The sequence below is a fragment of the Candidatus Pelagibacter ubique HTCC8051 genome, assembly GCF_000472605.1.
Classification (GTDB): Bacteria; Pseudomonadota; Alphaproteobacteria; order Pelagibacterales; family Pelagibacteraceae; genus Pelagibacter; species Pelagibacter communis_B.
The window spans coordinates 914,467-935,866 of record NZ_KI421440.1; the positions used below are offsets into that span (position 1 = coordinate 914,467).

General features: G+C 31.6%; 22 protein-coding genes. 9 read left to right on the forward strand and 13 right to left on the reverse strand.

Annotated features, from left to right (window positions below):
- Positions 1-13: 13 nt before the first annotated feature.
- The 6 genes from F754_RS0104985 to F754_RS0105010 all read right to left on the reverse strand — a co-directional run bounded on the left by F754_RS0104985 (position 14) and on the right by F754_RS0105010 (position 6,476).
- The gene (locus F754_RS0104985; protein WP_023648820.1) at positions 14-868 is read right to left on the reverse strand and encodes an ABC transporter permease; all 855 of its coding nucleotides are present in this window, start codon (positions 866-868) and stop codon (positions 14-16) included.
- A gap of 2 nt (positions 869-870) precedes the next feature.
- Positions 871-2,118: an ABC transporter permease gene (locus F754_RS0104990; RefSeq protein ID WP_023648821.1), complete on the reverse strand. Its 1,248-nt coding sequence runs from the start codon at positions 2,116-2,118 to the stop codon at positions 871-873.
- A 69-nt stretch (positions 2,119-2,187) separates the two neighbouring features.
- Positions 2,188-3,315: an extracellular solute-binding protein gene (locus F754_RS0104995; protein WP_023648822.1), complete on the reverse strand. Its 1,128-nt coding sequence runs from the start codon at positions 3,313-3,315 to the stop codon at positions 2,188-2,190.
- 121 nt (positions 3,316-3,436) lie between these two features.
- Positions 3,437-4,522: an ABC transporter ATP-binding protein gene (locus F754_RS0105000; RefSeq protein ID WP_023648823.1), complete on the reverse strand. Its 1,086-nt coding sequence runs from the start codon at positions 4,520-4,522 to the stop codon at positions 3,437-3,439.
- Between the two features lie 39 nt (positions 4,523-4,561).
- Complete coding sequence (locus F754_RS0105005; protein ID WP_023648824.1) at positions 4,562-5,728, reverse strand: M24 family metallopeptidase; 1,167 nt, start codon at positions 5,726-5,728, stop codon at positions 4,562-4,564.
- Positions 5,729-5,732: 4 nt separating this feature from the next.
- Positions 5,733-6,476 (reverse strand): aspartate/glutamate racemase family protein, encoded by a 744-nt coding sequence (locus F754_RS0105010; protein ID WP_023648825.1) that lies wholly within the window; start codon positions 6,474-6,476, stop codon positions 5,733-5,735.
- A 60-nt stretch (positions 6,477-6,536) separates the two neighbouring features.
- Between F754_RS0105010 and F754_RS0105015 the strand changes: the two genes are divergently transcribed.
- The 5 genes from F754_RS0105015 to F754_RS0105035 are packed head-to-tail and all read left to right on the forward strand — an operon-like array spanning position 6,537 to position 10,822.
- Positions 6,537-7,409 (forward strand): EamA family transporter, encoded by an 873-nt coding sequence (locus F754_RS0105015; RefSeq protein WP_023648826.1) that lies wholly within the window; start codon positions 6,537-6,539, stop codon positions 7,407-7,409.
- Positions 7,406-8,347 (forward strand): NAD(P)-dependent oxidoreductase, encoded by a 942-nt coding sequence (locus F754_RS0105020; RefSeq protein ID WP_023648827.1) that lies wholly within the window; start codon positions 7,406-7,408, stop codon positions 8,345-8,347. The genes F754_RS0105015 and F754_RS0105020 overlap by 4 nt, the downstream gene beginning before the upstream one ends.
- Before the next feature lie 20 nt (positions 8,348-8,367).
- A complete protein-coding gene (locus tag F754_RS0105025) occupies positions 8,368-9,798 on the forward strand; it encodes an aldehyde dehydrogenase family protein (protein WP_023648828.1) in 1,431 nt (476 codons plus the stop codon).
- A 3-nt stretch (positions 9,799-9,801) separates the two neighbouring features.
- Positions 9,802-10,179 (forward strand): VOC family protein, encoded by a 378-nt coding sequence (locus F754_RS0105030; protein ID WP_023648829.1) that lies wholly within the window; start codon positions 9,802-9,804, stop codon positions 10,177-10,179.
- 1 nt (position 10,180) lies between these two features.
- Positions 10,181-10,822: a hypothetical protein gene (locus tag F754_RS0105035; RefSeq protein WP_023648830.1), complete on the forward strand. Its 642-nt coding sequence runs from the start codon at positions 10,181-10,183 to the stop codon at positions 10,820-10,822.
- A gap of 2 nt (positions 10,823-10,824) precedes the next feature.
- Here F754_RS0105035 and F754_RS0105040 read toward each other — a convergent pair whose 3' ends face one another.
- Positions 10,825-11,949, reverse strand: coding sequence for a TauD/TfdA family dioxygenase (locus F754_RS0105040; RefSeq protein ID WP_023648831.1), 1,125 nt, complete (start codon positions 11,947-11,949; stop codon positions 10,825-10,827).
- A gap of 131 nt (positions 11,950-12,080) precedes the next feature.
- On the opposite strand from F754_RS0105040, the gene F754_RS0105045 reads away from it, so the two are divergent.
- The 4 genes from F754_RS0105045 to F754_RS0105060 all read left to right on the forward strand — a co-directional run bounded on the left by F754_RS0105045 (position 12,081) and on the right by F754_RS0105060 (position 15,996).
- Positions 12,081-13,097, forward strand: a complete 1,017-nt coding sequence (locus F754_RS0105045; RefSeq protein WP_023648832.1) for an ABC transporter substrate-binding protein — start codon at positions 12,081-12,083, stop codon at positions 13,095-13,097.
- 62 nt (positions 13,098-13,159) lie between these two features.
- Positions 13,160-14,179: a proline/glycine betaine ABC transporter permease gene (locus tag F754_RS07595; protein ID WP_023648833.1), complete on the forward strand. Its 1,020-nt coding sequence runs from the start codon at positions 13,160-13,162 to the stop codon at positions 14,177-14,179.
- Positions 14,179-15,204 carry a glycine betaine/L-proline ABC transporter ATP-binding protein gene (locus F754_RS0105055; RefSeq protein WP_023648834.1) on the forward strand — a complete coding sequence of 342 codons (1,026 nt, stop codon included), beginning with the start codon at positions 14,179-14,181 and terminating at the stop codon, positions 15,202-15,204. Before F754_RS07595 ends, F754_RS0105055 begins: the two co-directional genes overlap by 1 nt.
- Positions 15,205-15,207: 3 nt before the next feature.
- On the forward strand, positions 15,208-15,996 hold the full coding sequence (locus F754_RS0105060) for an SDR family oxidoreductase (RefSeq protein WP_027303466.1): 789 nt from the start codon (positions 15,208-15,210) through the stop codon (positions 15,994-15,996).
- Position 15,997: 1 nt separating this feature from the next.
- On the opposite strand, the gene F754_RS0105065 is transcribed toward F754_RS0105060, so the two are convergent.
- The 6 genes from F754_RS0105065 to F754_RS0105090 are packed head-to-tail and all read right to left on the reverse strand — an operon-like array spanning position 15,998 to position 21,359.
- Positions 15,998-16,939: a 3-hydroxybutyryl-CoA dehydrogenase gene (locus tag F754_RS0105065; protein ID WP_023648836.1), complete on the reverse strand. Its 942-nt coding sequence runs from the start codon at positions 16,937-16,939 to the stop codon at positions 15,998-16,000.
- Between the two features lies 1 nt (position 16,940).
- The gene (locus F754_RS0105070) at positions 16,941-17,951 is read right to left on the reverse strand and encodes an alpha/beta fold hydrolase (RefSeq protein WP_023648837.1); all 1,011 of its coding nucleotides are present in this window, start codon (positions 17,949-17,951) and stop codon (positions 16,941-16,943) included.
- 3 nt (positions 17,952-17,954) lie between these two features.
- On the reverse strand, positions 17,955-19,376 hold the full coding sequence (locus F754_RS0105075) for a glutamine synthetase family protein (protein WP_023648838.1): 1,422 nt from the start codon (positions 19,374-19,376) through the stop codon (positions 17,955-17,957).
- Positions 19,377-19,397: 21 nt separating this feature from the next.
- Positions 19,398-19,793, reverse strand: coding sequence for a cupin domain-containing protein (locus F754_RS0105080; RefSeq protein ID WP_023648839.1), 396 nt, complete (start codon positions 19,791-19,793; stop codon positions 19,398-19,400).
- Between the two features lie 17 nt (positions 19,794-19,810).
- Complete coding sequence (gene gloA / locus F754_RS0105085; RefSeq protein WP_023648840.1) at positions 19,811-20,230, reverse strand: lactoylglutathione lyase; 420 nt, start codon at positions 20,228-20,230, stop codon at positions 19,811-19,813.
- On the reverse strand, positions 20,223-21,359 hold the full coding sequence (locus F754_RS0105090; RefSeq protein ID WP_023648841.1) for an aromatic ring-hydroxylating dioxygenase subunit alpha: 1,137 nt from the start codon (positions 21,357-21,359) through the stop codon (positions 20,223-20,225). Before F754_RS0105090 ends, gloA begins: the two co-directional genes overlap by 8 nt.
- Between the last annotated feature and the right edge of the window lie 41 nt (positions 21,360-21,400).

Sequence of the window (21,400 nt, forward strand, 5' to 3'; positions counted from 1 at the left end):
GAATTTTAAGAGTTTAACGGTTAATTCCTCTTAGTCTCTCAGATCTTCTTCTTAAAAGTTCAGCAGTTACCAATATTAATGTAGACATAACAATCAAACATGTGGCAACAGCCATAATAGTTGGGCTTAACTGTTCTCTAAGTCCAACCCACATTTGAATTGGGATAGTAGTATTTTCTAATCCAGCTAGGAATAGTACAACTACAACCTCATCAAATGAAGTAACAAATGCAAATAAACCTCCAGAAATAACACCAGGCATAATTAATGGTAATGTTATTTTCATAAATGTATTTACTGGATTACTACCTAAACTTGCAGCAGCACGTGTTACGCTATGGTCAAAGCCTGATAATGTTGCTGTAACAGTAATTACTACAAATGGGGTTCCTAAAATAATATGAGATAATACTATTCCTGTATGTGTAGCTGCTAAACCAACTTTTGCCATGAAAAAGAAAATTGCTGTACCAGATATAATTAAGGGTACAATCATTGGTGAAATTAATAGCGCCATAAAAGCAGCTTTATATGGCATATGCCTACTACTTAAACCTAGGGCAGCCACTGTTCCAAGAATTGTGGATCCGATTGTTGCAAAGAAAGCAATAATCAAACTATTTTTAGTTGCTAACCCCCAAGGATTTTTTGTACCGTAGATCATGTCTTCATACCATCTTAAAGAGAAACCTTCTGGGTCGAGCGCAAGCATCTTTGCTGAAAAATGGATGTATTGCTCTGCATTAAATGAAAGTGGCAATATTACAAACAAAGGAGCAATTAAAAAGAAAAATACCAAACCACAAAAAGTTAAATATGTGTAGTGCCATATTCTATAATTTAACTGTGTATGATTTGGTAACGCCATAATTATCCTAATTTAATATTATCTATTCCTACTAGTTTATTATAAATCCAATAAATTGTTAAAACTCCAACTAATAACATTGTTCCAAGAGCTGAAGCAAAAGCCCAATCTAGTGAACTTTTCATATGATAAGCAATATTATTACTAATTAAAGATCCACTTGCTCCACCAACTAATGCGGGTGTAATATAATATCCTATAGCTAAAATAAATACTAGCAAACATCCAGCGCCAATTCCTGGGATTGTCAATGGAAAGTAAATTTTTACAAAAGATACAAGTGGAGTTCCACCTAACGATTTTCCAGCTCTCATTAAGCTTGGAGAAATAGTTTTCATAACACTGTAAAGAGGTAATACCATGAATGGCAATAATATTTGTGTCATTGCTACAAAAGTACCAATCACATTATACATTAATTCTGGTCTATTATCGTCTGCAGCTAAACCTAACCAGACAATTAAATCATTAATTGGACCTTGCTGTTGGAGCAATACCATCCAGCTTGAAGTTCTAACTAATAATGATGTCCAGAATGGAAGTAGCACGCAAATCATCAGTAAATTACTGTATTTCATTGGTAGTGTGGCTAGTAAATGTGAAATTGGGTAAGCAAGAACAAAGCAAAAAATAGTTACCCAAAAAGCAACATTGACCGTTCTTAACCATAGAGTTTTATATATCTGTCTGTCCTCATCTTGCTGAATAATATTCCTATCTTGATCAAATTTTAAATCTACACCTTTGAGATATTTTGCATATGACCAATTGGGTGCCGTATTTTTTAAAGCAACTAAATATTCGCTTTGACCCCATCTTTTGTGAATTTTAATAAATTGCTCTTTATAATTCCCCTCTTCAAGTTTGTTTATTTTTCTGACCGTTTTTTTAATTAAACTACTAAAACCAGATTTTTCATAATTTAATCTAGCTATAATTTTTCCATAAGTTTTATTCTTCTTTAAATATGTTAGGTCTTCATAAAGACCTTGGTAAACTAGCTCTTCTGGTAAATCTTTTCCATCCCATTGCTCCATCGCTTTAAATGTTTTAGGGAGCATTTTTGTGATCATTCGATCATCAACACTTCTAAACAACATGTCGCCGATTGGAAATATATAGATAACCAGGATGAATAAAAATAATGGAGCAACAAGTAAAACTGCTTTTAATTTATTTTTACGTTCAGCCTTTTTAAGACTTTCCTCAAGAGGAATTCCGTCAGATGATAAAATTTTTTCTGTACTCATAATAAAAAAGGGCAGTTATAAATAACTGCCCTTTTAATATAGTATAAAAAACTATTCTATAAAACTAAATTATAGTCCAGCTTTCATTGCTTCCCATTTCTCATTTATCTCGTCCTGGTTATCTGCCCAGTAGTCAGGATTCATAAGAATGTGGCTTTTCAAGTTAGCAGGATTTGTTGGCATATGTGGTACCATGTTAGTTTTACCATCTTTAAACCAAGGCTCTCCAGCTTCCATTATAGCAATTGAAGATTTTCTCCAAGGAGCGTAAGCAATATACTTGGCACTTCCAGCTAACATTTCAGTACTTGTCATTTCAGCAAGTACTTTTAAAGCACTTCCATCTGCATAACCTGGACCATCTTTAACTAATGCAAAATATTCATAGTCAAGAATTTGTGCATCCCAAACTTGAACTAATGGAGTTCCTTCCATTTGCGCATTAAAGAATCTACCGTTCCAACCAGTTGCCATTACTACCTCACCGTTAGCTAATAGTTCTGGTGGTTGAGCTCCAGCATTCCAGAATACACATCCACCATTTGGATCTGTACATAGTGCTTTAATTTTATTTAAAGCTCTATCAATTCCAGCACCTTCCATTTTTCTGTAAAGTAAATCACCACCAGCTTGTCCACCGCTAGCTTTTACTCCATCAGCAACTAATGCGATCTCTAAGTTAGACATTGCACCTTTATAGATTGCTCTTTTTCCTGGAAACTTTTTAGTATTAAAAAAGTCTTTAATTGTTTTTGGCTTTTTGTCACCGATTGTTGAATCGTTATAAGCAAAGTTCCAAGAGTACAGAATGTTTCCAACTGCACATTTTGAAGGCATGCCTGTAAAGAAGTCTTGACTTGCAGGTGTTCCATCTGGAGCAGGCAAGAAGTCTTTATCAAAATCGAATTCATGGAAAATACCTTCGTCACATCCAATGATTGTGTCTTTTGCGTACACATCAATTATGTCCCAAGTTATTTTTCCAGCTTCTTTTTGAGCTTTAATTTCTGATAATCCACCAGTGTAGTCTACCCAATTTACAGGTATCCCAAGTTTTGCTGCTGTAGGATCACCATAACCCAATTTTTGTGACTCTGTGTAAGCTCCACCCCAAGACACTACAGTAACTGCAAATGCTGAAGTTGTTACAGAAAGTACAAAAGAAAGAGCAAGTAATAATTTACTTAATTTTTTCATTTATTCTCCTAATTTACGTTAACGTTTTTTTATAAAGTAAAAGTACAACAAAATTGACTACTTAAGTCAACAGGTCAATTTAACATTGATTCAATTGAAATTTTTGAATTGTGGATAATAATTATTTTGGATCTAAAGCTCTACAATCAACACTGTTCCAACCAATATTAATCTCTCTACCCTCTTTAATGTCTATTCTATTAGAGCTATTTGGAACTTTAAGAATAAAATCTTTGTTACCCAATAAATCTACCCTTAGCCTTGTGTGGTCACCATGGTAGATTACTTCTTCAATTTTTCCTTTGTAATTATTATCCATTTTAGTTTCTGGATCAATTAATGCTCTCTCAGGTCTTAAAGATACTGTAGTTTTTTCGCCTTTTGATTTAATAACTATTGGGTTTGCAAGAATCTCTGTTCCAGAATTTAATTTTACTTTGCACTTATCCCCAGACACATCTGTTACTTCACCTCCAAAGGTATTATTTTCTCCAATGAACTCTGCAACAAATGAATTAACTGGTTTTTCATACAATTCATCAGGACTTGAAAGCTGTTGAACTTTACCATCATTAAAAACAGCAATCCTATTAGACATCGTTAAAGCTTCCGTTTGATCATGTGTTACATATACAACTGTTACACCAATACTTTCGTGAATATGCTTAATCTCATATTGCATACTTTCTCTTAAATTTTTATCTAACGCGCCAAGAGGTTCATCCATTAAAACTAATTGAGGATCAAACACCAATGATCTTGCAACTGCAACCCTTTGTTGTTGTCCACCTGATAACTGCATTGGCATTCTGGCTTCGAAACCTTGAAGGGATACCATTGATAATGCTTTATCAACTTTTTTATCTGCTTCATCTTTTGGAATTTTTCTAACTCTTAATGGGAAGGCTAAGTTTTCATAAACAGTCATATGGGGAAATAAAGCGTAATTTTGAAATACCATACCAATTCCTCTTTTGTGAGGAGGAATATCCGAAATAACTTTATTATCTAAATAAATTTGACCGTTAGTTGGAGTTTCAAATCCTGCTAACATCATCAAGCATGTAGTTTTTCCAGAACCAGAGGGTCCAAGCATAGTAACAAACTCACCTTCAGCGATATCTAAGTTTAAACCTTTAACAACAAGTTGCTTACCATCATAACTCTTGTCTACATTCTCGAATCTTACAAAGTGATCATTACCCATACGACTTTAAAACATTTGTTAGATTGATAATCAAGCTATTTATTTAATATGTAATTCCTTACTCATATTACAAAACAATTCACTGCCAGTTTCTGTAACTCTTATGGCCTCGGATGCCTCAACTCCCCAATCACCAAACTGCATCACTGCAATCATATGAAAACAAACATTGGGTTCTAAAACAGTCATGTCTCCTTTATATATATTAAGAGTATGTTCTCCCCAATCTGGAGGATATCCAATTCCAATTGAGTAACCAGTTCTTGATTTTTTATCGATACCGTATTTATCTAATATTTTCCAAAAAGCCTGAGCGACATCATCAGCTGTATTCCCTGGTTTTACAGCACTTATTCCAGTTTCTAGAGCTTCTATAGTTTTCTTCATAGTATCAATTTTTAATTGATCGGGTTTTCCAAGTAATACTGTTCTTGCCATTGGAGCATGATATCTTTTATAAACTCCAGATAATTCAATAATAGTTGCCTCACCTTCTACAAATTTATCTTGTGTTGCAGTTAAATGTGAAGCTGAAGTTCCTTTTCCTGTTGGAAGTAAAGTTGCAATACTAGCATACTCACCTCCAAATTCTTCTGTTCCATAAAATAGAGATTTTTGGATTTCTCCTACTGCATCGCACTGCCTAACTCCAGGATTTATAACATCAATAGCAGTTTTCATCGCCTTTTGAGAAATTAATGCAGCCGACTTCATATAACTTATCTCTACATCTGATTTAACTAATCTTGCCCAATTAACTAATCTATCACTATCAATTATTTTAGTATTTGGAAGACCTTGCTTAATTTTTTCATGACAGAACGCAGTATAATAATGTGCATCCATTTCTACACCAACGCAAAGCTTGTCCCATTTTTTTTCTTTAATTACTTGAACCAAATAATCATAAGGGTGTTTTGGCCAAGTATGGATGTAGTTTTCATCATAAACAATAATATTTTCATCTTTTAAATATGTTCTAATATAAGCACCACCTGAATCTTGAGCTCTTACAAAGCACAAGGGCTCTTCAGCATTCACATGGACTATAGCGCATTGAGCATAATAAAAAGACCAAGCATCATATCCGGTTAAATAATTTAAATTATTCGTATCGTGTGAAATTAATAATTCGATGCCTTTTTCTTGCATCATTTTTTGAACTTTTTTTAACCTTCGCTGATATTCTTCTTTTGTAAAATCCATAAAATTAATTTTTAAACAATTTTCCAAAACCTTCTATTGAATTATTTTTATTTATTTTTACAAGAGTATCCCAAATTAATGTCTGATTGCTAGATAAAACTGTTGTGTTTAATTTTTTTTCTAATTTATCAATTATTGGTAATACTGGTAAAGCAGTACAAGAAACAAAGAGTGCCTCTGCTCCATTTAAATCAGTTTCAGATAGAACATCATATAAATAATTCTGATCAACTTTTCCAATATCGTAATCAGCTTCTATATCAAAGTAAGAATTTGACGTAATTTCAAAACCTTCATCTTTAAAATAGTTCAAAACTTCATCGTTAAGTTTTTTACTATAAGGTGTAAACAGACTTATTTTATTTATATTTAATTTCTTTAACGCCTTGATTGCAGCAGTGCTTGGGGTTGTTACTTCTGCCATAGGTTTTGCAGCTTTTACTTTTTTCTCAATAGATTCATAGCCTGCAGCTATTGTTCCAGATGTACAACCATAGACAACACAATCAATATCTTGATCTGGCAATATATCTTTTGTTACCTCGGTAACCTTATTTGACATTTTGATCAAATTTTCTTTTGTCAGCGGATTATAGCATTCAATACGATTTACAAAAAAATCTACTTCTCTATCTTTAATTACGTTTATGAAATCTTTTTCAATCATAAAATCGCTAGCCAGTGCAATAAGCCCAATTCTTGGATTAGATTTGGTAATATATTTAGGATCTATTTTTGTTGAATTCATATTTTAAAAAGTGAATATATCATAAGTTCTTTAATAATCATTAGTATTAAAAATAGCGACATGAATTTAAAAGATACTTTTATTGCATCCTTAGTGCCTATATTTTTAGGCTTTGGTTTTGTCATAGCTAAACCAGCTTTTGAGTCTTTCCCTCCTATTCTTTTAATGGGTATAAGATTTATGTTTGCTGCATCATTATTAATTTGGTGGTTTCCAATTCCAAAAGGATATTTAAAAAAGATATTTTTTGTGTCATTAATTGCTAATACTTTGCAATATAGCATTACGTATACAGGGTTAGATTTAATAGATGCTTCTGCAGCTGTTCTGCTTGTTCAAACAGAGGTTCCTTTTGGAGTTATTTTTGCCTACTTTATGCTCAGAGAAAAACCAACTATTAGAGCTTTGATAGGGATTACAACCGCGTTTGTTGGTGTTTATATTTTAACTGGATCACCTAACTTAGATGGAAAGTTTATTGGAATTGGTCTTACAATTTTAGGGTCTGCTATATGGGCTCTTGGACAAGTTATGGTTAAACCTTTAAGCAAAGAAATAAACCCTTTAGCTTTAGTTGCTTGGTTAGCATTATTCTCTGGACCAATTTTAGTAATACTATCTGCAATTGTTGACGGAAATACAATTAATTATTTAACAAATGCCAAAGTTGATCATTGGATCATTGCTATTTATATTGGTTATATCATGCAACCAATTACTTATGGTTGTTTCTATTATGTTTTAAAAAACAACCCACTTTATAAAGTGCTTCCAATTGTTACTATGGGCATACCCCCAACAGGTTTACTAGCTGCTATTTTTCTTTTAGGTGAAAAACCAACTACAGAATTATTTATAGGTGGTACAATAATAATAGTTGGTGTGATTTTAATTGTATTTACAAAAAATAAAAAAGATGAGGTAACAAAATGAAGATAGGATTTATTGGTTTAGGCAATGTTGGAGGAAAACTTGCTGGTAGTTTATTAAGAAATAACTTTGATCTTACAGTAAGAGATTTAAATAAAAGGTTAACAGAACCATTAAAGGATTTAGGCGCTAAGGTTGCAAATACTCCAAAAGAATTGGCGGAACAAGTGGATTTGATAATTACTTCTCTTCCTTCTCCTGAAGTATCTGCAAAAGTAATGGAATCAGAAGATGGAATTATTAATGGACTATCAGAAAACAAAATTTGGTTAGAAATGAGTACGACAGATGAAAATGAAGTTAAGAGACTTGGAGAAAAAGTTATTGCAAAGAAAGCTATACCTATGGATGGGCCTGTGAGTGGTGGTTGTCATAGAGCAGCAACAGGCAATATAGCTATATTTGTTGGTGGAGAAAGAAAAGCATTTGAAAAAATTTTACCCGCTTTAATAGTTATGGGCAGAAAAGTATTGCATACAGGCGAGCTCGGTTCTGCAAGTGTATTAAAAGTGATTACAAATTACTTAGCATCTGTTCATTTAGTGGCTCTTGGTGAAGCATGGACAGTTGCTAAAAAATCAAATTTAGATCTTGCTAAAGCTTATAAAGGAATTGCTATTTCATCTGGAAACTCTTTTGTTCACGAAACAGAAAGCCAAATTATATTAAATGGTTCTTACAATATAAATTTTACTATGGATTTAGTTTTAAAAGATACAGGTTTATTTGACGATCTTGCAAAAAAATTAAATGCTCCTTTAGAAATTTCACCACAAATAGTTGAGATTTTTAAAGATGGTCAAAAAAAATACGGATCAAGAGCATGGTCATCAATGATTGTAAAAAGAATGGAAGATTTAAACAATATTAACTTTAGAGCTAATGGTTTTCCTGATGAGCTAATTGATAATGAACCAGAGGAAAAAGGATATGAAATTTAATAAATGTGTTAAGATAGAAAATGTTAGATAAAAGAAAATTTTATATAAACGGTCAATGGGTTGATCCAATTAAAAAAAATGATTTAGAAGTAATCAATCCATGTAATGAAGATCCTTTTGCTGTTATTTCTTTAGGCTCAAATGAAGATACAGATTTAGCAGTAAAATCAGCAAAAACTGCTTTTGAGACCTGGAAAGAAACAGGCAAGGAAGAAAGGTTAAGTTTACTAAATAAATTATTATCAGTTTACAAAAAAAGATTTAGTGAAATGGCTGAGGCTATTTCTTTGGAGATGGGTGCACCTATGGATTGGGCAACAGACGTTCAAACAGCTTCTGGTCGGGATCATTTAGAGGATTTTATTATAAGATTAAAAGATTTTAAATTTGATGAACATTTTGATAATAAATCAAATAATCACATCTATTATGAGCCAATTGGAGTTTGTGGATTAATTACTCCATGGAATTGGCCTATTAATCAAATAGCACTTAAGGTAGTGCCTGCGATTGCAACAGGTTGCACCATGATTTTGAAACCTTCAGAAATAGCACCTATTTCTGGTATGTTATTTGCTGAAATGATTGATGAAGTAGGTTTTCCAAAAGGTGTCTTTAATTTAGTAAATGGAGATGGAGTTGGTGTTGGATCTCAAATTTCAATTCACCCTGATATAGATATGGTTTCTTTTACAGGATCTACACGAGCTGGAAGATTAATTTCAAAAAATGCAGCTGATACAATTAAAAGAGTATGCCTTGAGCTTGGTGGCAAAGGTGGAAATATAGTTTTTGCTGATAGTTATAAAGATGCTGTTAGAGATGGTATTCGAAATGTGATGAGTAATTCAGGTCAATCTTGTGATGCTCCAACTAGAATGTTAGTTGAAAAATCTATTTATGAACGAGCAGTTAATGATGCAGTAGATGAAGCAAATAAAATTGAAGTGGATCAAGCTTCAAAAAAGGGAGATCACATTGGCCCTGTAATTTCAAAAACACAATATGATAAAATCATAAGTTTAATAGAAAGTGGAATTTCTGAAGGAGCAACATTGGCAGCAGGAGGGTCTGAGCTACCTAATGGATTAAACAAAGGTTACTTTATTAAGCCTACAATATTTACCAATGTTACAAATGAAATGAGAATCGCAAAAGAAGAAATTTTTGGTCCAGTTTTATCAATCATTCCATTTGATTCAGAAGAAGAAGCTGTAAAAATAGTTAACGATACTTCTTATGGTTTAGGTAATTACTTACAAACACAAGACAAAGTTAAAGCTCACCGAGTTGCACAAAAATTAAGATCTGGCTGTGTTTATATTAATGGAAATCCAGCAGATGCTGGAACTCCTTTCGGAGGATATAGACAATCAGGAAATGGACGTGAAGGTGGTGTGTGGGGTTTTGAAGAATATCTAGAAGTTAAAACTGTTACAGGCTGGAAATAACTTATGATTGGGTTTGTAATGGTTGGCACCAACAATCTTGATAAGGCAATTAATTTTTATGACAAACTTCTTAATACAATTGACTTACAAAGAGTTGTTACAAATGAAAAATATGCTGGCTATGCATTAAAAGATAAACCTGATGATGTTGAGTTCTATGTTACTAATCCTGTCAACAAAGAAAAAGCGACTTTTGGAAATGGTACCCAGATTTCTTTTTTAGTAAATTCCAAGGATTTAGTAAATAAATTTTATAATACTGGAATAAAATTAGGTGGAGCAGATGAAGGAGCTCCAGGTATTAGATCGGGTGATTATTATTGTTACCTTCGAGATCTTGATAAAAATAAAATTTGTGCATTTGCTAAAATAAATAATTAAAATGCATTTGATACATAGAGGAATAGTAAACAAGCACTTTAAAGAAAATCTTTTAAACTCATTTAAACAATCGTTTAAAAAAGGTTATGGAATTGAAACAGATATTCACGCAACAAAAGATAATGAATTTATCTGTTTTCATGATTTTACACTAAAGAGAATTTTCAAAAAAAATTTAAGTGTTAAAAATCTAAATTATTCAAAAATAAAAGACATAAGCATCAAACTTAGTAAACCTGTACCGCTACTTAAAGATTTGCTTAAATCGTCAAATAATAAACACCCTATTTTTATTGAAATTAAGCCATCTTTTTCAAAGCTTCTTTTAAAAAAGCTTTTAAAAGAAACATCAAAATTCACAAAATGCGTGTTTATTTCTTTTAAGCATGAAAATATTTATAAGTTATTAAATATCAATAAAAATACTAAAGTCGGTCTTTCTTTTTGTCCGCCAACAAATGTAAAAAAAATAATAGAAAAATCAAAAAATAGAAAAATTAATTATTTAATATTAGATAAATTTTATCTTAATAATAAAAAAATAGTGAACTTAAATATTAAAAAATATTATTATACAATAAGAACAAAGTCTGAATTTAGTGAATTTAAGAAAGATAATAATTTAATATTTGAAAATTTATAAAATTATTTTTTTAGATAACTTAATCGTCCAATAATTTCATCTCGATCCATATAATAGCCTTGTAAGTGTCTGTGACCTGAGTTTGGATCAAACTCTGTTCTTCCATGCAAAAGTCTTCTATTGTTAAAGGAAAATATATCACCTGGCTCTAGCCTAAAATTAATTTGATATTTTTCATCATGCAATAAATTACCAAATCGATGAAGAGCTTTATAAACTGAATCCATTTTGTCTGGATGACAATCTAGTGCATCTAAAGTTGCAATACTATATCTGATATCATTATAGTCACCATCTTTTGTGAGTGAAATTGCTGATCCATAAAAACTTCTAACAGCTTCTTGGGTGTAGTCTTTGTCTCTGAATTTTAGAGGTGTGTTTACTAAAATATCAAATATCTTTTCTTCATTTTTTCTTAAATAATCTGCAACAGCAAATGCATCTACAGCTGAGGAATTTCCACCCTTAGCAGAGTTAATTAGACAGTGTAAAAATTGATAACCTGGAGGATTTTCAAACCATGGAAGATCCATATGATTTCTCAAAGCATGAGCTGTATAGGCTGAATTATTTGGTTTTGGAATATTAATTACTTCAAATGGAGTTTTAAAAAAAGTTTCTCTTGTATGGCTAATTCTATTTAAGATCTTAAAAGCAGAGTTTTTTTCTACTGGTGCATTTTTAACAATTGATATTCCTGTATAATGTAAAAGCTCCAACCATTTAACTAATCCATCTTCTGAATTAATTATTTCGTCATAATCTACTTCGATTGATTTTAAATTATTTTGTAATGAATTATCCCAAAGTTTATATGGTGAAATATATTTGGTTTTATTTTTTATCGTGTAACAATTTTCTCTTAGCCATGAAGGATCATATGAGCTTTTGTGACTCCCTTCGCTCCACTCTATTTCTAAGCTTCCATTATTATTAACATTGTAAGTTTTTGGATTAATATCTGTTGAAATGTTCAAAATATTGAACATTCTATGACGAGAATCTTTATCGTGTGCAGATGGACAATTATCTCTTAACCATAAATAGTTAAACTTGCTTACTTCGCCATCATCCCAAACAATTTTTAAATAATTGGAATTTTTCTCTAATTTTGAAATTGAGATCATAATTAATCATTATATATTATGATTAAAAATTCAATTCAATTTATAGTTGTAAATAGGATTCAGCTCTTGTGTTTTATCCTCATTCATTATTAGATATTAATATTAAAACTTAACCTTAAGGAGATAATTTAATGAAGTTTTTTAAAAAATTAATTTCTGCAGCTTTCTTTGGATCATTTTTATTAGCAACTACTGCTAATGCAGGTGACTGTAAAGCAAGACTGGGGGATTTTGACTGGAGTAGTGCAAATATTCATACTGCTATTGCTTCTTTTATTCTTGAAAAAGGATATGGATGTGAAGTTTCAGTAACTAAAGGAAGCACAACTCCTATCATGGCTGCTCACTATGATAAGCAGTTAGATGTAATCACTGAAGTTTGGTACGATAATATTATTGCAAACTACGAGCCTCATGAAAAAGCTGGTACTATCAAAAATATTGGTGTGAACACTCCAGACTCTCAGCAAGCTTTCTACGTAGATAAAACTACAGCTGATAAATATAATTTAAAGTCAGTGATGGATATGAAAGATCCTAAAATAGCTGCGCTATTTAAAGATCCAGAAAATCCTTCTAAAGGTAGAATGACTAGCTGTATTTCAGGTTGGACTTGTTACACAGTAAACTTAGTAAAACAAAAAGAGTATGGTCTAGATGCTTTCTATACAAACTTTGACCCAGGTTCTGGTGGCGCATTAGATGCTGCTATCGCTGGTGCTTTTGCTAAGAAAAAACCTATCTTTACATATTACTGGGCACCTACTGGTTTAATGGGTAAAGTTGATCTTGTTAGATTAACAGAACCTAAATTTGATTCAGATTGCTGGAATAACATGTCTGCAGTTGTTGAAAAAATCAAAGCTGATGGTCCAGATGCATACACTAAATCTTGTGCATGTGAATATAGAGATATGGCTTTAACAAAGTCTGTTTTAACTGATTGGGCAAAAGCTCATCCAGATGAAACAGCTTTCTTAGAAAAGTATACTATTCCTACAGCGGTAGTTAACACTATGTTAGCCTTCTACGAAGACGAGTCTGATGGTGATATGGAATTAACAGCTAAAGAGTTCTTAAAAACTCAAGCAATGTGGAAAAGTTGGGTACCTGCAGACGTAGCTTCAAAAGTTACAGCTGCTTTATAATCCAATAATATAATATAATTTTGAGAGCCCTTCGGGGCTCTCTTTAAAGAAAAATTATCCTTATGTTAAAAAATAAAAGAGATTTATTCAATATTGGCTTATTGGTAATTTTCATATGGCTATTAATTACAAGCTACGGTTCATCAAAAAGAAAACCTGAGAATATTGGGGAATTGTTTAATGACTACTCTTGGCTAAGTGATTGGCCTAAGTGGCTTGATCTACCTTTAATGCCATGGATTAATAAAGCCTTTAAATCTCTAAATGAAAATTATGGTTTTATTTTTGAAGCGATAAACAATGTTTTACTTGCAATGTTAATGGGCCTTAAAAATTTTTTAGTTCAAGCCCCCTGGCCTTTAGTAATTATAGGTGTGGTAATACTTGCATATTTTGCAAGTGGAAAAAAAATTAAAACCACAGTCGCGGTGGGGTTTTGTACATTTTTTATAGGTTTTTTACATCCAAGATTTTGGGACAAAGCAATTGAAACAACATCCATAATGTTGATTAGTATTTTCTTATGTCTTGTAATAGGTGTGCCAATTGGAATTTGGATGTCTAGAGCAAATAGAGTTCGGGAAAAAATTCTTCCTATACTTGATTTAATGCAGACCATTCCTGCTTTTGTATATTTGATACCAGGAATTATGTTATTTGGTTTAGGTGCGGTACCTGCAATTATTGCAACTTTTATTTACGCTGTTCCTCCCTTAGTTAGATTAACTGATTTAGGAATTAGGTTGGTTGATAGTGAAGTTACTGAAGCAGCAGATGCTTTCGGTGCAAGTAAAAAACAAAAATTATGGGGTGTTCAAATCCCATTAGCTCTTCCAAATATAATGCAAGGAATTAACCAATGTACAATGATGGCTTTATCAATGGTTGTTATCGCATCAATGATTGGAACTAGAGGTTTGGGAGATGAAGTATTATTAGGTCTTCAACAATTAAATGTGGGTCGAGCTGCAGAGGCGGGAATTGCAATTGTGCTATTAGCAATTGTTTTGGATAGAATTACTCAATCTTACGGAGAAACTCTTCAAGAGAGAAATGCTCCGACTAAGAAAGAAAATAAATAATGTCAAAAATAGAAATAAATAATATTTATAAAATTTTTGGTAACAAGCCAGATTCCATAATGCCTATGGTTCAAGATGGAGCTACAAAAGATGAAGTTCTAGAACAAACAGGTCATACTGTTGGGCTAGATAATGTTTCTTTAAATATTGAAGAAGGTGAAACTTTTGTTTGTATGGGGTTATCAGGTTCCGGAAAATCAACACTTATAAGACATTTAAATAGATTGATCGATCCAACAGCTGGGGAAATTTTAATTGATGGTGAAAATGTTATGAGTTTTAATCCTGAACAATTAATAGATTTTAGAAGACACAAGATGAGCATGGTCTTTCAAAGATTTGGTTTATTTCCACATAAAACGGTAATGCAAAATGTTGGTTATGGTTTAGAAATGCAGGGAAAATCTGAAGAGGAAAGAGATAAAGTTGCTATGGAAAAAATTGAAGCAGTTGGACTTAATGGTTTTGAAAACCAGTTTCCAAATCAATTATCTGGAGGAATGCAGCAACGTGTTGGCCTAGCTAGAGCGTTAGCTACTAATTCAGATATCATGTTAATGGATGAAGCATTTAGTGCATTAGATCCACTTATTAGAAGTGATATGCAGAAACAATTAATTGATCTTCAGTCAGAATTAAAAAAAACAATTGTATTTATTACTCATGACTTAGACGAGTCACTTAGACTTGGAGATCACATAGGAATATTAAATGCTGGAAAATTAGTTCAAGTTGGAACTCCAGTTGATATTATTATGAATCCAGCTGATGATTATGTAAAAGCTTTTGTAAAAGATGTTAATAGAGCAAAAGTTATTAAAGCAAAAATTATTATGACAAATGCTAATGAAACAAATGGTATTGATAAATCAAATCTAGTTAAAGTAAATGAAGATCAATTTATAGAGGAATTTTTGCCTCAAATAGTTTGTACTAATGCCAATTGTGAGGTAGTTGATAAAAGTGGAAACACTAAAGGCTATATCACTAATAAAGAATTACAGTCCTCGTTAACAAAATCATAATTAATGGTTAACCATTCATTAAAAAACAAAAAAGTCATCATATCTGCAGGAGCATCTGGAATTGGTCTAGCAACTACGAAAATATGCCTTTCAAGAGGAGCAACCGTTTATCTTTGTGATATAGATAGTAAATCACTCAATAAATTAAATAAGCATCCACTTAAAAATAAAAGACTTTTTTCATATCTTTGCGATGCATCAAATGAATATCAGGTTTCAGATTTTTTTGAAAAAGTAAAAAAGAAAACAAAAAAAATTGATGCTTTAATTAATAATGTCGGTATTGCAGGGCCCACAGGCTCACTTGAAAAATTAAAATCTAAAGATTGGGAAAATACTTTGCATGTAGATGTAAATAGTCACTTCTATTTTACAAAAAAAGCCATCCCTTTAATAAAAAAATCTAAAAATGGTTCAATTATTAATATTTCATCCACTGCTGGTATACTTGGTTTTCCACTTCGTTCACCTTATGCAGCAAGTAAATGGGCAATAATTGGTGTTACTAAAACTCTAGCTATGGAACTTGGTAAATTTAATATTAGAGTTAATGCAGTATGTCCTGGAACAATTAAGGGTGATAGAATGAAAAGAGTTATAAAAGATAAAGCTAAATTTACTAAAGTTTCAACAAAAGCTATTGGGAAAGATTTTATTTCAATGAGTTCAATGAAGCAATGGATCTTAGAAGAAGATATTGGAAAGATGTGTTCTTTTCTAATTTCAGATGACTCTAGCAAAGTATCAGGTCAGGTGATTTCTGTTGATGGTCATACAGAAAGAAACGATTAATTTATCTTAATTTTTTTTCGTATTTCTTTCTTAACTTTTGTAATTCAACTAAGTATGAATCTCTAATATTTGAAATTTTGGTAACTGATTTTCCTTTAGATTGTTTTTTAGTTCCTTTAACTAATCTATCAATTAATTTTTTTGATAACTTTGGAGCCTTAAGTTTTGTCCATGGAAGTTGTAAAGCTGGTCCAAATTGTTCTAACATATGTCTCATGCCAGCTTTTCCTCCAGCTAAATGAAAAGTTAGAAAGGTTCCCATCAATGACCACCTTAAACCTGGTCCATCTTCAATTGCTTTATCTAATTCCTCTGTGGTTGCGTGACCTTCGTTAATAATATGTAAACCTTCTCTCCATAAAGCTTCTTGTAATCTATCTGATAAATAACCAGGCAACTCATGCTTTACCATTATTGGGTTCATTGATATTGATTTATAAAATTTTTTTGCTTTTTCTAAAAACTTTTTTGATGTTTTTTTTCCTGGAACAATTTCAACAGCAGGCAGTAAATAAACTGGATTAAACGGGTGTCCAATCATTGCTCTTTCAGGGTTTTTGCATTTAGCATAAATTTTTGTTGGTAGCAGTCCTGAGGAACTTGATGAGATAATTGCGTTTGGTTTAGCATATTTTCCAATAGTACTCATTAACTTAGTTTTTAAAGCATAATTTTCACTTGCACATTCTTGAATTAAGTCTGCATCTTTTAATGCTTCATCAAAAGAGGTAAAATATTTAAAATTTTTTAAATTGAGAGTATTTTTATTAAAAAGTTTTTTTACGTATGGCCAAGTTCTTTTAATCTCATTAATTAAACTTTTCTTTAATTTAATATCTTTATCATAAGCATGAACAATTTTGTTGTGAGCTAAACAACGAATAATCCATCCTGCACCAATTACCCCTGTTCCAATTACCGCTACTTTATTTATTTTTGTCATTTCAATTTAATAATTCTTTAATATTTTTATCTAGTTTTTTTTCAAAATTTTTATCGTTTCCAGGATTTGCAGCACAGTGCCCAAAAGATGAGTCAATTGGTCTTAACGATGAATGAGGAATAAATTTTTTTTCATATCTGTTATCTTCAGTTCTAAAGTAAAGATCTTGATTACAAGGCATCAAAATTGTCTTTGCTCTAATTGATTTAAGTGCTTTGGTATAATTATCATTATAAATTGGTCCTTTACTTATATCGTTAAGTTGCCATGTTTTAAGTTTTGATAATAAATTATTTGCGTCCCAATTATTAGCATGGTCATTTGCCCAATCTTTTAATAATTCTTCTGAATTTTTATAACCAAGTTTTTTATATAATTTTTCTCTATAAAAATTTTGAGAAAAAGCCCACCCTGCATAAACACGTCCAAAAGCTTTTAAACCTTTGGAAGGTTGTTTTTTATAATTACCTTTGTTCCAATTTTTGTCAGCAGTGAGTGCGGCTTTAACGCCTTCTAAAAATACATGGTTATGGATTGATGTTTTAGATGAAGCACAAAAGGGAAGAATAGCTTTAACCATATTCGGATATTGTGCTGCCCATTGATAAGCCTGACAGCCAGCCATTGACCAACCTGTAACAAGTGCTATCTTTTTTATATTTAGTTTTTCTGTAACAAGTTTGTGTTGGCAATAAATATTATCCCATAATGTTAATGTTGGAAATTTTGAACCTGATTGATTTTGAGTAGAGTTATTTGGAGATGATGAAAAACCATTTCCAAACATATTGATAGATACAATAAAATATTTATTTGGATTTATAGCTCTATTTTTTCCTATAAACCCTTCATTTCTAATATGACTTCCAGTATAAAAAGTTGGAAGAATGATAACGTTTGAGCCATTTTTATTTAATTTACCGTAAGTTTTATATGCCAGTTCAGCTGATTTTAAGATTTTACCAGATAAAAGTTTAACGTTTCCTAATTTAAACTTCTCATAGTTCGACATGAATTAATAAAGTCTTAGATATTCTTTTACTTCCCAATCTGTGACTGCTTGATGGTATCTTTCCCACTCATCATTTTTATAAGCAAGTAAAGATTTCTTCATTACAGCTCCAATTACCTCGTCAGATAATTTATCATTTTTAAGAGCCTCTAAAGCCATAAGTAAATTTCTTGGCAGTCTTTTAATTCCAAGTTTTTTAAATTCACTTTCAGTCATGTTGTATAGGTCTTGATCTGTGGGTTTTCCTGGATGAATTTTCTTTTTAATACCCTCTACTGCTGCTGAAAGTGTCATTGAAAAAGCTAAATATACATTCATTGTCATATCTGCAGCTCTATTTTCAATACAATATCTATTTTGTGGTAATCTAAATTGGGCAGATCTATTGTTATGTCCATAAGTGATATTTGTTGGCGCCCAAGTAACTGTACCTCCTTCAAATCCACCTACTCTTGGCACTAAACCATTGTATGAATTAACTGTTGAACATGTAATTGAAGTTATTGCTTCTGCATGTTTCATCAGTCCTCCAACAGCAAATAAAGATTCTTTAGACCATTTATTTCCACCATCAAAGATATTTTTTCCATTTTTATCAATCATTGAAAAATTTATATGAGCTCCTGATCTCCAATCGCCTATAGTAGGCTTAGGCATAAATGTAATAAACATATTATGCTTTTTTGCGACTTCTTTTAAAAGAATACGAAGAAAAACCAATCTATCAGCCATCTCCAAAAGATTTGTATAATGAAAATCTAATTCAAATTGTGAATATGCCCCTTCAGCCACCACATCATGAAGTTTCCATCCTAATCCATTAAGGATATCTATTAATTCTTTTAGAAAATGCATTGAATCTAATGAATGTTCAACGTCATAACCAAAAGCTTGGCGTCTTGGTCTTATTCCTTTTATAGGATCTGTATCAATAGCTTTAATAGGTTGACCATCTTCATCATATTTCATAGCAATAAATTCAGGTTCTACACCAGCCATACCTTTGTACCCTGCATCTTGAGCTTTTTGCATATTTCGTTTTAAAGCTTGTCTTGGACAAACGTTATAAGGTTTGTCTTCCCAAAAAAGATCTGCAAAAATAATTGCTGTCGATGTATCCCAAGGACAAATGTAAACAGAGTCTAAATCAGGCAACATTACTTGATCGGAATCTGCAGGTGTAAGTTCTGGAACAAAAGATATTGAGTGCACAGCAAATTGTGGCCCTTTTCCTAAACATAAAGGTTCAAAATCAGACATTGGAACTGGTTTTGATTTTGGAATACCATGGAGATCAATCCAACTGGATAAAACATATTTTACTCCAGCATTTTTTAATTTTTTATGAACAGAAGGAATTTTTTTTCTATTACGATCTACTGCATCTTTAAAATTTTCATAATAAATTTTTTCATTTTTGCTCATATTAATCTCCTTAAGTCTTTATTATTGTGGCATATCCTCAGGATCAATTCCAGGAACAAATGTAATACCTGCTTGTTGCTTCCAGTCATGTGGGTAGGCAGCATAAAATATTACACATTTTTCATCACATTCGTAAGCTATATGATTATCTTTTGGTATATAGAGAACATCACCTGGGTTACAAATATAAGATTGCCCATCACATGTAAGTCTGAATGTTCCTTCCATACAATAGATAATTTCATCACAAGTTAAATCCCATGGCACAGAGACTTTATTTAAAAAATTTAATCCTCCACACATTGTGTTACTTACTTTGCTTGTGACAAATGGTTTAATATAACTTTTACCTGGTTCTAAAGTGTGTAGTCTATTTTCTATATCTTTAAACTTATATAATTGAGGTTTGTTTGACATTATTAATTCCTTTCGTTTTATATTTTTATTGGTTCGTTTAATTCAACTTTATATCCATCTGGGTCTTCACAAAATGCTATCACTCTAGTGCCGTGCTTCATAGGACCTGGCTTTCGAGTAATATTTATACCTAATTTTTCAAGATCTTCACAAGCTTTATAAACATCAGGTGTTTCAATACAAACGTGTCCCCAACCATTTCCCTTGTCATAGTCTTCTTTTTGATCCCAATTACAAGTTAGTTCCAAACAAGGAGACTCTGTCTCAAGGCCATAACCTATAAATGCATTTGTAAATTTTCCCTCTGGATAATCTGTTTTTCTTAGAACTTTCATTCCTAAAGTTTTGCAATAAAAGTTAAAAGATGCTTCTAGGTCTTTTACTCTTATCATTGTATGAGCGAGACGATATCCCTCAAGATTAGTTTCTTTAGACATTTTTTTTCCTTTTTATTGATTTTGAAGATTTAAGTGTAGCATCAACTATAAGTTTTTGAAATGCTTGAACTCCTTTTTCCCAAACAGGAGACAAGAGACCCCCTTCATATGATGCTGGAGAATATCTACCTTCTTGAAGTCTTTCACACATTTCATGATCTTCTTTATGAACACTCCACCATATGTTCTTAACCATGTTAATTTCTTTTTCGCTCATATCTTTACCATCAGTAGTATAGATTATTCTTTTTTGTGAAGTTACACCTGGGCTTATAGGAATATTAAGATAGACCCCAATCTGGTTTGGAAAGTAAGTACCAATTATAAAATTTGGAAAAAGAGATAAATATCTTGATGTTACTGATAAAGACTCACTATTATCAACGTCCTCTTCATCAACATCAACTCCACTTCCATAGCACATACCATCAACAACAGTATAATGATCTTTTAAAGGCTGATTAGTAGTAGTTTTATGAACAAATTGAACATGATAAGGTTCTATAAAATTTTCAATTAAAAATTTCCAATTAGTATTTATTTTTCCAAAATCTAAAGTTGTTGCATATTTTAATTTTGTTAAATCAATATCATCAAATTTTTTGATAAGTGGTTTTGCATAATCTTCAAATTTTTTAGCATTTCTATTAAAATTAATAAATATCCAATCGTGCCAAACATGTATTTTAATTGGTCTTAATCCGTGATTAGAAAAATTAAAACCCTTAGGCTTATGTTGATCAGTTCCTCCGACATGTGGGGCTGCTTTTAATTTGCCATCAAGGTCATAACTCCATGCATGATAAGGACAACGAATAATTTTTCCAACATTCTTTTTTTCATCTACAAGTTTTAAACATCTATGACTACATACATTATGAAAGGCTTTGATTTCATTATTAGTATTTCTCAAGAGCAGTATAGGTTTACTAGCAATAAAAAGAGGGATTATATCTCCTACTTTTTTAAGTTCATGAGCTAGACCAACAAATAACCATCCGTCAGATAAGACTGTTTCACATTCTTTTTTCCAAAAATTTTGATCAGTATAACATTTAGCTGGTAGACCAAATATAGTATTTGGATTTTTTGGTTTTTTAATTTTTACTAAGTTTTTTTCTTTAGGCATATGCTCACCAAAAAGTTATTCACATTAAAAATCCTATTTTA

Bases quoted from the DNA above. Each gene is read 5' to 3' on its own strand.
- F754_RS0104985 (WP_023648820.1), bottom strand. From the start codon at position 868: ATGGCGTTACCAAATCATACACAGTTAAATTATAGAATATGGCACTAC.
- F754_RS0104990 (WP_023648821.1), bottom strand. From the start codon at position 2,118: ATGAGTACAGAAAAAATTTTATCATCTGACGGAATTCCTCTTGAGGAA.
- F754_RS0104995 (WP_023648822.1), bottom strand. From the start codon at position 3,315: ATGAAAAAATTAAGTAAATTATTACTTGCTCTTTCTTTTGTACTTTCT.
- F754_RS0105000 (WP_023648823.1), bottom strand. From the start codon at position 4,522: ATGGGTAATGATCACTTTGTAAGATTCGAGAATGTAGACAAGAGTTAT.
- F754_RS0105005 (WP_023648824.1), bottom strand. From the start codon at position 5,728: ATGGATTTTACAAAAGAAGAATATCAGCGAAGGTTAAAAAAAGTTCAA.
- F754_RS0105010 (WP_023648825.1), bottom strand. From the start codon at position 6,476: ATGAATTCAACAAAAATAGATCCTAAATATATTACCAAATCTAATCCA.
- F754_RS0105015 (WP_023648826.1), top strand. From the start codon at position 6,537: ATGAATTTAAAAGATACTTTTATTGCATCCTTAGTGCCTATATTTTTA.
- F754_RS0105020 (WP_023648827.1), top strand. From the start codon at position 7,406: ATGAAGATAGGATTTATTGGTTTAGGCAATGTTGGAGGAAAACTTGCT.
- F754_RS0105025 (WP_023648828.1), top strand. From the start codon at position 8,368: ATGTTAGATAAAAGAAAATTTTATATAAACGGTCAATGGGTTGATCCA.
- F754_RS0105030 (WP_023648829.1), top strand. From the start codon at position 9,802: ATGATTGGGTTTGTAATGGTTGGCACCAACAATCTTGATAAGGCAATT.
- F754_RS0105035 (WP_023648830.1), top strand. From the start codon at position 10,181: ATGCATTTGATACATAGAGGAATAGTAAACAAGCACTTTAAAGAAAAT.
- F754_RS0105040 (WP_023648831.1), bottom strand. From the start codon at position 11,949: ATGATCTCAATTTCAAAATTAGAGAAAAATTCCAATTATTTAAAAATT.
- F754_RS0105045 (WP_023648832.1), top strand. From the start codon at position 12,081: ATGAAGTTTTTTAAAAAATTAATTTCTGCAGCTTTCTTTGGATCATTT.
- F754_RS07595 (WP_023648833.1), top strand. From the start codon at position 13,160: ATGTTAAAAAATAAAAGAGATTTATTCAATATTGGCTTATTGGTAATT.
- F754_RS0105055 (WP_023648834.1), top strand. From the start codon at position 14,179: ATGTCAAAAATAGAAATAAATAATATTTATAAAATTTTTGGTAACAAG.
- F754_RS0105060 (WP_027303466.1), top strand. From the start codon at position 15,208: ATGGTTAACCATTCATTAAAAAACAAAAAAGTCATCATATCTGCAGGA.
- F754_RS0105065 (WP_023648836.1), bottom strand. From the start codon at position 16,939: ATGACAAAAATAAATAAAGTAGCGGTAATTGGAACAGGGGTAATTGGT.
- F754_RS0105070 (WP_023648837.1), bottom strand. From the start codon at position 17,951: ATGTCGAACTATGAGAAGTTTAAATTAGGAAACGTTAAACTTTTATCT.
- F754_RS0105075 (WP_023648838.1), bottom strand. From the start codon at position 19,376: ATGAGCAAAAATGAAAAAATTTATTATGAAAATTTTAAAGATGCAGTA.
- F754_RS0105080 (WP_023648839.1), bottom strand. From the start codon at position 19,793: ATGTCAAACAAACCTCAATTATATAAGTTTAAAGATATAGAAAATAGA.
- gloA (WP_023648840.1), bottom strand. From the start codon at position 20,230: ATGTCTAAAGAAACTAATCTTGAGGGATATCGTCTCGCTCATACAATG.
- F754_RS0105090 (WP_023648841.1), bottom strand. From the start codon at position 21,359: ATGCCTAAAGAAAAAAACTTAGTAAAAATTAAAAAACCAAAAAATCCA.